At 58.8% G+C, this 13,910-nt stretch carries 11 protein-coding genes; all 11 read right to left on the bottom strand.

The genetic code is table 11. The features are described 5' to 3' along the window. Positions 1 to 35: 35 nt before the first annotated feature. The 11 genes from ftsA to CW267_RS07920 are packed head-to-tail and all read right to left on the bottom strand — an operon-like array spanning position 36 to position 13,895. Complete coding sequence (gene ftsA, locus CW267_RS07970) at positions 36 to 1,298, bottom strand: cell division protein FtsA (protein ID WP_004204343.1); 1,263 nt, start codon at positions 1,296 to 1,298, stop codon at positions 36 to 38. Continuing rightward, a complete protein-coding gene (gene ftsQ, locus CW267_RS07965; protein WP_008807429.1) occupies positions 1,295 to 2,125 on the bottom strand; it encodes a cell division protein FtsQ in 831 nt (276 codons plus the stop codon). The genes ftsA and ftsQ overlap by 4 nt, the downstream gene beginning before the upstream one ends. Position 2,126: 1 nt before the next feature. Continuing rightward, positions 2,127 to 3,047, bottom strand: coding sequence for a D-alanine--D-alanine ligase (locus CW267_RS07960; RefSeq protein ID WP_008807430.1), 921 nt, complete (start codon positions 3,045 to 3,047; stop codon positions 2,127 to 2,129). Further along, the gene (murC, locus tag CW267_RS07955; protein ID WP_008807431.1) at positions 3,040 to 4,515 is read right to left on the bottom strand and encodes a UDP-N-acetylmuramate--L-alanine ligase; all 1,476 of its coding nucleotides are present in this window, start codon (positions 4,513 to 4,515) and stop codon (positions 3,040 to 3,042) included. The genes CW267_RS07960 and murC overlap by 8 nt, the downstream gene beginning before the upstream one ends. Before the next feature lie 48 nt (positions 4,516 to 4,563). Beyond that, entirely contained in the window at positions 4,564 to 5,634 is a 1,071-nt protein-coding gene (murG, locus tag CW267_RS07950) for an undecaprenyldiphospho-muramoylpentapeptide beta-N-acetylglucosaminyltransferase (RefSeq protein WP_008807432.1), read from the bottom strand. Next, positions 5,631 to 6,905, bottom strand: coding sequence for a cell division protein FtsW (gene ftsW / locus CW267_RS07945; protein WP_004204337.1), 1,275 nt, complete (start codon positions 6,903 to 6,905; stop codon positions 5,631 to 5,633). Before ftsW ends, murG begins: the two co-directional genes overlap by 4 nt. After that, the gene (murD, locus tag CW267_RS07940) at positions 6,905 to 8,221 is read right to left on the bottom strand and encodes a UDP-N-acetylmuramoyl-L-alanine--D-glutamate ligase (RefSeq protein ID WP_008807433.1); all 1,317 of its coding nucleotides are present in this window, start codon (positions 8,219 to 8,221) and stop codon (positions 6,905 to 6,907) included. The genes ftsW and murD overlap by 1 nt, the downstream gene beginning before the upstream one ends. A gap of 2 nt (positions 8,222 to 8,223) precedes the next feature. Next, positions 8,224 to 9,306: a phospho-N-acetylmuramoyl-pentapeptide-transferase gene (gene mraY, locus CW267_RS07935; RefSeq protein ID WP_008807434.1), complete on the bottom strand. Its 1,083-nt coding sequence runs from the start codon at positions 9,304 to 9,306 to the stop codon at positions 8,224 to 8,226. Further along, entirely contained in the window at positions 9,300 to 10,658 is a 1,359-nt protein-coding gene (gene murF, locus CW267_RS07930) for a UDP-N-acetylmuramoyl-tripeptide--D-alanyl-D-alanine ligase (protein ID WP_100781231.1), read from the bottom strand. The genes mraY and murF overlap by 7 nt, the downstream gene beginning before the upstream one ends. Continuing rightward, positions 10,655 to 12,142 (bottom strand): UDP-N-acetylmuramoyl-L-alanyl-D-glutamate--2,6-diaminopimelate ligase, encoded by a 1,488-nt coding sequence (murE, locus tag CW267_RS07925; protein ID WP_008807436.1) that lies wholly within the window; start codon positions 12,140 to 12,142, stop codon positions 10,655 to 10,657. The genes murF and murE overlap by 4 nt, the downstream gene beginning before the upstream one ends. Continuing rightward, a complete protein-coding gene (locus tag CW267_RS07920) occupies positions 12,129 to 13,895 on the bottom strand; it encodes a peptidoglycan glycosyltransferase FtsI (protein ID WP_008807437.1) in 1,767 nt (588 codons plus the stop codon). The genes murE and CW267_RS07920 overlap by 14 nt, the downstream gene beginning before the upstream one ends. Positions 13,896 to 13,910: the final 15 nt, after the last annotated feature.

The raw sequence follows: 13,910 nt of genomic DNA, 5'->3' as shown, positions 1-13,910 counted from the left end.
CTGAGAACGCTAATTGTCTGCGTTCTCTTAAAAAATTAAAACTCTTTTCGCAGCCAGCTGTTGAGTCGTTTAATCCACGAGCCCACTGACGCCGTCACGCGTTTTTCGACTTCCGCTTCACCACTCAAATGTGACTCTTTGCCGTAGTGCAGCAGCCCAACCGCCGTCGAATAATACGGCTCCTGGGCGTAATCCGTTAAACCAGTAATGTTCAGCGGCGCGCCAATACGCACCTGGGTATGGAATACCCGCTGCGCGCAGGCCGCCAGGCCTTCAATTTGCGCCGCGCCGCCGGTTAACACAATCCCTGCCGCCAGATGATGTTTGACACCCTGCTGGCGAAGCTGTTCCTGCAGCTGCAGGATCTCTTCGTTGACCAGATTAAGCAGCTCGGTATAACGCGGTTCAATCACCTCTGCCAGCGTCTGACGCTGCAGGCTGCGCGGCGGACGTCCGCCTACGCTCGGGACTTCGACGTTTTCGTCTTTACCGACGATGGAACCTAATGCGCAACCGTGACGAACCTTAATCGCTTCGGCATCGCTCGGCGGCGTACCAAAGGCATAGGCGATATCGCTGGTCACCACGTTCCCGGCGTACGGGATCACTTTGGTGTGACGCAATGCGCCGCCGGTGTAGACGGCGATATCCATTGTACCACCGCCGATGTCCACGACGCAGACGCCCAGCTCACGTTCATCTTCTGTTAATACCGAATAACTGGCCGCTAACCCGGCGAAAATAAGTTGGTCAACTTTCAGACCGCAACGTTCCACCGCTTTAACAATGTTTTTCGCCATATCGTTATGGCAGGTAATCAGATGCACCTTCGCCTGCATACGCACGCCGGACAGCCCTACCGGGTTTTTAATCCCTTCCTGGTAGTCGATGGCATATTCCTGCGGAATCACGTGCAGGACGCGATGTTCATCGCGGACGCGAACCGACTTCGCGGTGTGGACCACGTTCTCAACGTCATCCAGCGTCACTTCTTCTTCCGAAATCGGTACCATCCCGATTTCATTCTGACAGCTTATATGTTTACCCGAAAGTGCCAAATAAACTGATGAAATCTGGCAATCCGCCATCAGTTCGGCCTGGTCGATGGCGCGCTGTACGCATTTCACCACCGACTCGAGGTCGTTCACACCGCCTTTATCCATACCACGTGATGGGCAACTGCCCACGCCGATGATATTAATCATGCCGTCGGGCAGAACTTCCCCTACTAAAGCGGCCACCTTAGCGGTGCCAATCTCCAGTCCAACTACCAGTTTTCTGTCCGTCGCCTTGATCATTGTTGTTCTGCCTGTGCCTGATTCTGTTGTTGATTAGTTTCCTCTACGGGAGCAGGTACCCAGCCCACTGCCGCACCCGAGTCATAACGCAAATCAACGTAGCTAATCCGTTTGCCGTCGGTCTGCGCCTGCTGCTGGAGAACCGGGTAGAGTTCCATAAAGCGCTGAAGCCGTTTCATGGTATCGCCACGGCCAAGGTTGAGCTTAATGTCATTATTAAGCGTCAACTGCCAGGAGCGACGGGCGGTCATCGCCGCCACTTTCAACGTGAATTTATCCTTTGCCAGCACCTGCCCCATGTCACGATACCCTTGCAGCACTTCGTTCTCACTGCCTTCCGGGCCGTATAACATCGGTAAATTCTGTTTGCTGGTGCGATCCGCCGGTACGCTGAAGGCATTTCCTTCTGCATCCACCATATGTTGATCATTCCAGCGCGCAATCGGCACATATTCAACCAGATGAATCTTCAATTCATCGGGCCACTGCTTACGGACGCTCGCCTGCTTAATCCACGGCAAGCGTTCAATTTGACTCTGAATAATGTTCACATCCTGAGTCATGAAAGTACCCGGTGAACCCAACGCCAGAATCGCCTGGCGGATGTCATCATTGCGCGTATAGTGACGCTCGCCGGTCACCACCATCTTCGACAGCGGCAAGCGCTGCGCATCTTCCATCCAGCCAAGAACCATCCACCCGCTGACCAGCACGGTAAACAGCACCGCCAGCAGGAAAACGATCCCTGCCAGCCGCGTTCCATTACTCCGACGCGAAGAAGAAACGTCCTCTTCATGGTTCCGCGTATTCAGCGCAGCCTGCGACATATCACCCCGCCAGGTCCAGAATTCGTACAACAAGCTGGGAGAAGCTCATTCCTGCCTGACGCGCCGCCATCGGTACAAGGCTATGGCTGGTCATGCCCGGGGAAGTATTTGCTTCCAGCAGATAAAACTGGCCATCGCTGTCCAGCATCACGTCAATACGGCCCCAGCCTTTACACCCCAGAACATTCCAGGCTTTAAGCACCAGGCTCTGGATGTCTGACTCACGCGCGGGATCTTCAAATCCAGGGCAGAAATATTGCGTCTCATCAGACAGATACTTCGCCTCATAATCATAGAAGGTTCCCGCGGCCTGGATACGTATTGACGGTAAAATTTCTTCACCGACGATGGCGACGGTAAATTCCGGCCCACTAAGCCATTTTTCGACCAAAACTTCATCATCATGCTGAAAAGCCAGCGCCAATGCACTCGGTAAATCACAGCTTTCGCTGACTTTCGACATCCCGACGCTGGAGCCTTCACGGCTCGGCTTGATGATGACCGGCAGGCCCAGCGCCGCAATCTGTTGTTCAACGGCAGCAGAAAGTCCTGCAGTAAACTGGGCGCGGGTCAGCGCGACCCACGGCGCGACCGGCAATCCCGCCCCCTGCCACAGCCATTTGCTGCGCAGTTTATCCATCGACAACGCAGAGGCCATCACCCCGCTGCCGGTATAAGGCAACTGGATCAGATCCAGCAGCCCCTGCAATGTGCCATCTTCCCCGCCGCGGCCATGGAGGGCAATAAACGCTTTCTTAAAGCCCAGATTTTTTAACTGGGTAATATCGATGTCGCGCGGGTCGACCGGATGGGCATCCACCCCGCCTTCACGCAGCCCGGCCAGCACCGCGGCGCCTGAATTCAGCGACACTTCACGTTCAGCGGAGGTTCCACCGAAAAGCACCGCGATTTTATCAGCCATGGCGCTCTTCCTCCGTTTTTTGCGGAGCCAGTTTGATTTCAGCCAGGTGACGGGCAATTTTTCCGATATTGCCCGCGCCCTGCACCAGCACTAAATCGTTACCGGTCAGCACCGACGCCAGCATCTCCGCGGCCTGGGCCGGGTCAGAGACCAGGATTGGGTCAACTTTACCGCGACCGCGGATCGTACGGCACAGTGAGCGGCTATCGGCGCCCGGGATCGGCGCTTCGCCCGCCGGATAGACATCCAGCATCAGCAGCGCATCGACCTGGGTCAGCACGTTGGCGAAATCGTCATACAGATCGCGGGTACGGGTATAACGGTGCGGCTGGAACAGCATCACCAGATTTTTATCCGGCCAGCCAGCGCGCGCGGCTTTGATGGTGGCGTCCACTTCCGTCGGGTGGTGGCCGTAGTCATCGATCAGCATCGCGCTGCCCGGCTTGCCGTTGACTTCCGCCAGCGGAAACTCGCCAAGAAAATCAAAGCGGCGTCCGGTTCCCTGGAAACTTTCCAGCGCGCGCAGGATCGCCTGGTCGTCAATCCCCTCTTCCGTCGCCACGGCCACCGCCGCCGCCGCGTTCAATGCGTTATGGCGTCCCGGGGCATTGAGCGTGACCTGCAGGATCTCTTTATCCTGACGCACCAGGCGAAAATGGCCTTGAGCCCCAAGCTGACGGTAGTCCTCGACGCGAACGTCGGCGTCGTCGCTAAAACCGTAGGTGGTGATCTGCCGGCCGACGCGCGGCAGCAGTTCACGAATAACCGGATCGTCCACGCACATCACCGCGCGTCCGTAGAACGGCAGGTTGTGCAGGAAGTTAATAAAGGTCTGCTTCAGATTTTCGAAGTCGCCATGGTAGGTATCCATATGGTCGGCTTCGATGTTGGTCACAATCGCGACCATCGGCTGCAGATGCAGGAACGACGCATCGCTCTCATCCGCTTCCGCAATCAGATAACGGCTATGGCCGAGACGGGCATGCACGCCCGCCGCTTTCACCAGCCCGCCGTTGACGAAGGTCGGGTCGAGCCCGGCTTCGGCGTAAATACTGGACACCATCGCGGTGGTAGTGGTTTTGCCGTGAGTTCCGGCAATCGCAATCCCGTGGCGGAAGCGCATCAGCTCCGCCAGCATTTCCGCACGGCGGATCACCGGAATGCGCGCTTCGTGTGCGGCAACGATTTCCGGGTTATCTGCGGAAATCGCGCTGGAAACGACCACAACGCTGGCATCGCGCACGTTTTCCGGGCGATGGTTGAAATAAATAGTGGCGCCAAGCTGCGACAGCTGTTGGGTCACCGGATTCGGCGCCAGGTCGGAGCCGCTGATCTGATAACCTTCATTAGCCAACACTTCGGCAATACCGCCCATACCGGCACCGCCGATGCCGACAAAGTGAATGTGCCGGACGCGACGCATCTCGGGCACTATGGAACGCAGTTTTGCCAAATCTTGTGTATTCATTCTTTACGCCATCAACTTCTGTCATTCGGGCGGTGAAAATCACCGCAATTAGCGCGCCAAAGCTACGGCGCTGACCTCTTCTGCTACTCGCTCGGTAGCGTCCGGAATCGAAGCGCCACGCGCTCGTTCCGCCATATCCAGCAACGTTTCCCGATCCCAGCTCGCCAGGGTAGAGGCAACCGCCTCTACCGTGAACTCAGGCTGTTCAAGAATTTTCGCCGCGCCGGCTTTCTCCAGCGGCAGCGCATTCCAGTACTGCTGACGATCTTTGTGCTGGAAGGGTACAAACAGCGCCGGTAAACCTGCAGCCGCGATTTCGCTGACCGTCAGCGCGCCGGAACGGCAAACCACGACATCAGCCCAGGCATAGGCCGCGGCCATGTCATCAATAAATTCCGTCACTTTATGCTGCGGCTGCCCCGCAGCGGCATAGGCCTGTTGCACGGTTTGCTGACCGCCTTTGCCGCTCTGATGCCAGATGGTCACCGCATCACCGAGCTTCGCCGCCACCTGCGGCATAGTCTGGTTCAGGACGCGCGCGCCCTGAGAGCCACCGACCACCAGCACGCGAATCGGTCCATGACGCCCCACCAGTCTCTGACCCGGCAGCGGCAGCGCCAGTACATCGGTACGCACCGGGTTTCCGACCACGTCCGCATGCGGGAACGCGCCGGGAAACGCCTGCATCACTTTCTTCGCAATCTTCGCCAGCCATTTGTTGGTCAGACCGGCAATACCGTTTTGTTCGTGGAGGACCACCGGGATCCCCAACGACCACGCCGCCAGACCGCCAGGCCCGGAGACATAGCCGCCCATGCCCAGCACCACATCCGGCTGGAAACGCTTCATGATCGCTCGCGCCTGACGCCAGGCGTTGAAGATACGCACCGGCGCCAGCAGTTGCGCTTTTATCCCTTTGCCACGCAGGCCGGAGATACGGATAAAATCAATCTCGATGCCGTTTTTCGGCACTAAATCCGCTTCCATACGATCGGCGGTACCCAGCCAGCGAACCTGCCAGCCCTGGTCCATTAAATGGTGCGCGACCGCCAGCCCCGGGAACACATGCCCGCCGGTACCGCCCGCCATCACCATCAACCGCTTTTCCTGACCGCTCATCGAACACCCCGTGTAAACGCCTGGGCTTTTTCCAGACGCGTTTCATAATCTATTCGCAACAACAACATGATGGCCGTCGACATAATCAGCAGACTGGAACCACCATAACTGATCAGCGGCAGCGTCAAACCTTTCGTCGGCAGCATCCCCGCCGCCGCCCCGACGTTAACTAACGCCTGGAAGCTAAACCAGATGCCAATCGCACAGGCGAGGAAGCCGGAGAAGCGATGATCGATCTCCAGCGCTTTACGGCCAATCGACATGGCGCGGAAAGCGACGAAGAATACCATTAAAAGCGCCAGTACCACACCGATATAACCGAGTTCTTCGCCGATAATGGCGAAGATAAAGTCAGTGTGCGCTTCCGGCAAATACTCCAGTTTTTGCACTGAGTTGCCGAGGCCCTGCCCCCACATCTCGCCGCGGCCAAAGGCCATCAGCGACTGGGTCAGCTGGTAACCACTGCCGAACGGGTCTTCCCATGGGTTCCAGAAGGAGGTCACGCGGCGAATACGGTACGGTTCAGCGAGGATCAGCAGGACCACCGCCGAGATACCCATGCCGATAATGGCGATGAACTGCCACAGTTTCGCGCCAGCAAGGAAGAGCATCGCCAGCGTGGTGACGAACAGCACTACCACGGTACCGAGGTCAGGCTGCGCCAGCAGCAGGATCGCCAGCACGAAAATCACGCCCATCGGTTTTAAGAACCCGCGCAGGTTGTTACGCACTTCATCCGCTTTACGCACCAGATAGTTGGCGATATAGCAGAACAGCGACAGCTTGGTGAACTCCGCCGGCTGAATACGCAGCGGGCCAAGGGCGATCCAGCGCGATGCGCCGTTTACCGAGCTGCCCACCACCAGTACGATCAGCAGCATCACAATTGAGGCAATCAGCATCGCGGTACTGTGGCGCTGCCAGAAATCCATCGGCAGGCGCAGCGTCACCAGCGCGAGGACAAAGGCCAGCACAATATACAGGCCGTCGCGCTTGGCAAAGAGGAAAGGATCGTTCGCCAGGCGCTGCCCCACCGGCATCGACGCCGAGGTCACCATGATAAAGCCGATCGCCGCCAGGCCGAAGGTCAGCCATAGCAGCATCCGGTCATACATCACCAGACTGTCGTTATCTTTCGGGCGCGAGCCCATCACCCAGCCTTTTAGCGCGGCGAACAACCAGGCGAAGATAAACATCCCCGGCAGTCGCGGCAGTCTCAACCGAGGCAAGCTCAGCTGCGGCATTCTCAGGCGTGGGAGAGAGAAACGCATCAACCTAACTCCTTCGCCAGACGGGCAAACATATCGCCCCGTTGTTCAAAATTCTTAAACTGATCCAGGCTGGCGCACGCCGGCGACAGGAGCACCATGTCGCCCGCTTTCACCAGGGGCGCTATCTGACGCATCGCCTGTTCCATGGTCTCAGTTTGTACCGCCACGTCAGGACGCAGCTCAGCGAGCTCGGCGCCATCGCGACCAAAACAGTACAAGCGAATACGATCGCCGCCGAGGTAGCGCTTCAGCGGGGTAAAATCAGCGGACTTGCCGTCGCCGCCCAGCAGCAGATACAGCGTGCCGTCCAGCTGCAGGCCGTTCAGCGCCGCCTCGGTGCTGCCGACGTTGGTGGCCTTCGAGTCGTTAATCCAGCGTACGCCGTTGTGATCCAGCACCAGCTGAAAGCGATGGGCCAGACCAGTGAAGGTGGTTAATGCCTTGAGGCTACTGGCCCGCGGCAGGCCCGCGGCATCGGCCAGCGCCAGTGCCGCCAGGGCGTTGCTGTAGTTATGCTGACCGGTGAGAGGCATCTCTTTCACATTGAGGACTTTCTCACCTTTAACGCGCAGCCAGGTTTCGCCCTGCTGACGGTTAAGGTGGTAGTCACCGACATCGACACCAAAGCTGATGCAGCGATCGTCCGCCCCGCGTACCGGCATCGTGAGCGCATCGTCCGCGTTCACCACGCAGGTTTTTGCATTCTCGTAAATCCGCAGCTTCGCCGCGCGATACTGCTGCAGCCCCAGCGGGTAGCGGTCCATATGGTCCTCAGTCACGTTGAGGATGGTTGCCGCCACCGCCTGCAGGCTGGAGGTCGTTTCCAGCTGGAAGCTGGAGAGCTCCAGCACATACAGCTCACGATCGGTGTCCAGCAGCATCAGCGCCGGCAGGCCGATATTACCGCCCACGCCGACGTTAACGCCGGCCGCTTTCGCCATCTCGCCCACCAGAGTAGTGACAGTGCTTTTGCCGTTAGAGCCGGTAATGGCGATAATCGGCGCCTGCGCCTCGCGGCAGAACAGTTCGATATCACCAACGATCTCTACGCCTGCATCGGCTGCCGCGCTCAGTGAAGGATGGGCCAGCGCGATGCCGGGACTGGCGACAATCAGATCCGCCGCCAGCAGCCAGGTATCATTGAGTCCACCGACATGGCATTCGACCGATTCGGGTAATTTATCCAGCCCCGGAGGCGCGACGCGGGTGTCCATCACGCGCGGCGTCACGCCGCGCGCCATGAAAAAGTCCACGCATGACAGGCCGGTCATACCCAGCCCAATAATGACGACTTTTTTACCCTGATAATCTGCCATGATTAACGTACCTTCAGCGTCGCCAGGCCAATCAGCACCAGCATCAGCGAAATAATCCAGAAGCGCACGATAACGCGCGGCTCCGGCCAGCCCTTCAGTTCATAGTGATGGTGAATCGGCGCCATACGGAAGATGCGCTGACCGCGCAGCTTAAAGGAGCCAACCTGCAGGATCACCGACAGAGTCTCCACGACGAAAACGCCGCCCATAATCACCAGCAGGAATTCCTGACGCAGCAGCACGGCGATAATGCCCAGCGCGCCGCCAAGCGCCAGCGAACCGACGTCGCCCATAAAGACCTGCGCCGGATAGGTGTTAAACCACAGGAAGCCCAGACCCGCGCCGACAATCGCCGTACAGACGATCACCAGCTCGCCAGCATGGCGCAGATAAGGAATGTGCAGGTAGTTGGCGAAGTTCATGTTGCCGGTAGCCCATGCCACCAGCGCAAAGCCGGCAGCGACGAAGACGGTCGGCATAATCGCCAGGCCGTCGAGGCCATCGGTCAGGTTGACCGCATTGCCGGTACCGACGATAACGAAGTAAGCCAGCAGGATATAGAGCAGGCCCAGCTGCGGCATCACGTCTTTAAAGAATGGCACCACCAGCTCGGTCGCCGGGGTGTCTTTCCCGGCCAGATAGAGCGCGAACGCCACGCCCAGCGCGATCACCGACATCCAGAAATACTTCCAGCGAGCGATCAGGCCTTTGGTATCTTTGCGCACGACTTTACGGTAATCATCAACAAAGCCGATGATCCCGTAGCCGATTAATACCGTCAGTACGCACCAGACGTACGGGTTGGAGGGGTAAGCCCACAGCAGAACGGAGACGGTGATCGCAGTGAGGATCATGATCCCCCCCATGGTCGGCGTGCCGCGTTTGCTGAAATGGGACTCTGGACCGTCGTTACGTACGACCTGGCCGAAGGAGAGTTTTTGCAGACGGGCGATCATGCGCGGGCCCATCCACAACGAGATGAACAGCGCGGTCAGCAGGCTGACGATGGCGCGAAACGTCAGATAAGAAAAGACGTTAAAGCCGGAATAATATTTGACCAAATGTTCGGCCAGCCATACTAACATGTCCCAGTCTCCTGTAATGCGCGTACTACCTCTTCCATGGCGGCACTACGTGAACCCTTCACTAAAATGGTCATTATCTTGTGCTCCGCCAGCAGCTCGCGCAGGCGAGCCACTACTGCGGCTTTATCATTAAAATGTTCGCCCACGCCGCTGGCGCGGCTGATATCCGCGCTCAAGGTGCCGACGCTGAGGACGCAATCCAGCCCCGCCGCTTTCGCTGCCTCGCCGACTTCGCGATGGCAGGCCGCGCTTGCCGCGCCAAGCTCCGCCATATCGCCGACCACCATCGCCCGGAAGCCGGGCATCTCTGACAGTACCTGCACTGCCGCGGTCATCGAACCAACGTTGGCGTTGTAGGAGTCATCCAGCAGCAGCTGGCTCTCCGTCAGCCGGATCGGGAACAGACGCCCCGGAACGGCCTTCAGCTGCGCCAGACCGGCTTTTACCGCCGCCAGATCGGCGCCTACCGCCATCGCCAGCGAGGTCGCCGCCAGCGCGTTAGCGATGTTATGGCGTCCCGGCAGCGGCAGCAGGACGTCAACGTTGCCGGTTGGGGTCTGCAGCGTAAATTCGGTACCGTGGCTGGTGATCTGCACGTTGGTCGCCGTGAAGTCGCTGTTGGCCGCATTCGGTGAGAAGCGCCACACTTTGCGATCGCCAATCACCGCCTGCCAGTTCAGCCAGTCGTTGTTATCAGCATTGAGAATGGCGATGCCGTTTTCCGGCAGACCGGTATAGATTTCGCCCTTCGCCTTCGCCACGCCCGCCAGCGAGCCGAAACCTTCGAGGTGCGCCGCAGCAAGGTTGTTGACCAGCGCGGCTTCCGGACGCGTCAGGCTGACGGTCCAGGCGATTTCGCCCTGGTGGTTGGCGCCGAGTTCGATCACCGCGTACTGATGCTCTTTAGTCAGGCGCAGCAGCGTCATCGGTACACCGATATCGTTGTTCAGGTTGCCAGCGGTATACAGTGTGTTGCCGCACTGGCTAAGGATCGCCGCGGTCATCTCTTTGACCGAGGTTTTACCGGACGAGCCGGTCAAGGCGACGACGCGGGTCGGTACCTGCTGACGCACCCAGGCGGCTAACTCGCCGAAAGCCTGGCGGGTATCTTTCACGATCACCTGCGGGAGATCGCAGGCCAGCGGACGGCTCACCAGCAGCGCGCCGGCGCCAGCTGCTTTCGCCTGTTCGGCAAAATCATGAGCGTCGAAACGCTCGCCTTTGAGCGCCACAAACAGGCAGCCCGCCGTCACTTTACGGGTATCGGAGGTCACCTCGTCGATAGCGATGTCGCTACCCTGCCGTTCGCCATGGGCGATCGCGGCGAGCTGGCTTAACGTAAAGCGAATCATGCTACCGCTCCCAGCAGACGCGCGACGGTGACGCGGTCGGAATAATCCAGACGGCGATTGCCGACGATCTGGTAATCTTCATGGCCTTTACCCGCCACCAGCACCACGTCGTTCTCTTTCGCCTGCATCACGGCGTTGGTGACCGCTTCCGCGCGGCCTTCCATCACCTTCGCATGACCCGCATCGAGCATGCCGGCCAGAATATCGTTGATAATCGCCCGCGGCTCTTCGGTGCGCGGGTTGTCATCAGTGACCACCACGATGTCGGCAAATTCTTCAGCGATAGCGCCCATCAGCGGACGCTTGCCTTTGTCACGGTCGCCGCCGCAGCCGAAAACGCACCACAGCTTGCCGCTGCAGTGCAGGCGCGCGGCCTGCAGCGCTTTTTCCAGCGCGTCAGGCGTATGGGCGTAATCCACCACCACGGCCGGTTTACCGGGCGCGCTGAACACTTCCATACGGCCGCATACCGGCTGTAAACGCGCTGCGGTTTTCAGCAGATCGGCCAGCGGATAGCCCAGCGCCAGCAGCGTCGCCAGCGCCAGCAGCAGGTTGCTGACGTTAAAGGCGCCCATCAGGCGGCTTTCGATTTCACCGTTGCCCCAGCTGGAGTCAAACTGAATGGTCGCGCCGCTGTCGTGATAGTTGACCGCGGTGGCCTTCAGCCAGCGGCCGTGGCAGTTCGGATTGATATGATCTTCCATCGACACCGCCACCGCATCCGGCAGCTTCGCCAGCCAGCGACGCCCCACTTCATCGTCAGCGTTGACGATGGCCTGGCCGCAATGGTGGGTCGAGTACAGCAGCCATTTCGCCGCTTCGTAGTGCTCCATGTCGCCATGGTAGTCGAGGTGGTCGCGGCTCAGATTGGTAAACACCGAGGCGGCAAACTGCAGCGCCGCCACGCGGTGTTGCACCAGACCGTGGGAAGAGACTTCCATCGCGCCGAAGGTTGCCCCCTGCCCGACCAGACTGGAGAGCACATGCTGAACGTCTACCGCAGAACCGGTGGTATTTTCGGTCGGCACGACTTTATCCAGCAGGCCGTTGCCAACGGTCCCCATCACTGCGCTGGTTTCGCCGAGCAGCTTCGCCCACTGCGCCAGCAGTTGAGTGGTGGTCGTTTTACCGTTAGTACCGGTGACGCCCACCAGACGCAGCTGCTGCGACGGCTGATGATAAAAACGCCCGGCCAGCGCCGATAAGCGTTCGTTAAGCTGGCTCAGGTAAATAACCGGCACGCCGTGCATTTCACGGATCTCACCGTCTTCAGCCTCGCCCTGCGCTTCAGCAATAATGGCAGCCACACCTTGCGCTATCGCCTGCGGGATATAACGACGCCCGTCCGCCTGATGACCCTGTACCGCGATAAAGAGATCGCCGGAAGCAGCCACCCGGCTGTCCAGCGTCATCTCTCGCAGAATGCGCTCCGGTGCGTTTGGCACCCACGGAGCGAGTAGGTCGCGCAAATTACGATCTGCCACCTGTTCCCTCGCCTTGATTAATTACAAATTCACTTTTTTCGCCCGTTGCCAGCGCATCCGGCTCAATGTTCATGGTGCGCAATACGCCGCCCATGATGGCACCGAAGACCGGCGCGGAAACGGCGCCACCGTAGTATTTACCTGCCTGCGGGTCGTTGATCACCACCACCAGCGCGAAGCGCGGATGGCTGGCGGGCGCAACGCCTGCGGTGTAAGCAATATATTTGTTGATATAGCGGCCATCCGGCCCCACTTTTTTCGCCGTACCGGTTTTAATCGCGATGCGATAGCCTTTGATCGCCGCTTTCACGCCGCCGCCGCCGGGCAGCGCCACGCTTTCCATCATATGAACGACGGTACGAACGAGTGATTCCGGGAAGACGCGCTCGCCCGGAACCGGTGGATCAACCTTGGTAATTGACAGCGGGCGATAGATGCCATAGCTGCCAATCGTTGCGTAGACTCGCGCTAACTGTAACGGGGTTACCATTAGCCCGTAGCCGAAAGAAAAGGTGGCCCTCTCTATGTCAGACCACCGTTGTTTTTGAGGATATAAGCCACTGCGTTCTCCGACCAACCCCAAATTGGTCGCCTTTCCAAGCCCAAAACGTGAGTAAGTATCTACTAACGCTGAGGACGGCATCGCTAACGCCAGCTTAGAAACACCGACGTTACTCGACTTCTGTAGCACCCCGGTCAGGGTCAATTCGCTATAACGCGCCACGTCTTTGATTTCGTGGCCGTTAATTCGATAGGGAATGGTATTCAGCACGGTATTTTCGTTGACGATGCCGCGCTGCAGCGCCGTCATCACCACCATCGGTTTCACCGTCGAACCCGGTTCGAATACGTCGGTGATAGCGCGGTTACGCATGGTGTCTTTCGCCGTACCGGCGAAGTTGTTCGGGTTATAGGAGGGGCTGTTGGCCATCGCCAGCACTTCCCCGGTGTTAACGTCCACTAACACGGCGCTGCCCGACTCGGCTTTGTTAAAGGCCACGGCGTTGTTCAGCTCGCGATAGACCAGCGCCTGCAGACGTTCGTCGATGCTCAGCGCCAGGTTGTGCGCCGCCTGGCTGTCGGTAGAAGAGATATCTTCAATGACCCGGCCATAGCGGTCTTTACGCACGATACGCTCGCCCGGCTGGCCGGTAAGCCATTTATCAAAGCTTTTTTCGACCCCTTCAATCCCCTGGCTGTCGACGTTGGTAAAGCCAATGAGGTGAGCAGTCACTTCTCCGGAAGGGTAATAACGACGGGACTCTTCACGCAGATGAATGCCCGGCAGCTTTAGCTTTTTGATGTAGTCGGCCATGTCAGGGTTTACCTGACGCGCCAGATAGATAAAACGCATCCGCGGATTGGTATTGATGCGCGTTGCCAGCTGATCCAGCGGCATATTGAGGGCGTCCGCCAGCGCCTTCCAGCGCGTATCCAGGGTGACCCCGCCGGCATCATGCAGCTCCTTCGGATCGGCCCAGATAGCTTTCACCGGTACGCTGACCGCCAGCGGCCGCCCGGAGCGGTCGGTAATCATCCCGCGCGCGGTAGACACTTCCTGGACGCGCAGCGAGCGCATATCGCCCTGACGCACCAGCATGTCGGGGCTGACCACCTGGAGCCAGGCGACACGACCCAGCAGGAAAGTCAGCGCCAGCAGAATACAGCCGCACAGCAACGCAAAACGCCAACTGATAAAGTTGGCCTGTTCTTCCTGACGCTTTGCTTTTGGCGTTTTTGGCGCTGCTTTCATCCGTCGCAATAATCC

It is taken from the genome of Klebsiella sp. X1-16S-Nf21, assembly GCF_002837615.1.
Taxonomy (GTDB): domain Bacteria; phylum Pseudomonadota; class Gammaproteobacteria; order Enterobacterales; family Enterobacteriaceae; genus Klebsiella; species Klebsiella variicola.
This window is presented reverse-complemented; position numbering and strand designations above follow the sequence as displayed.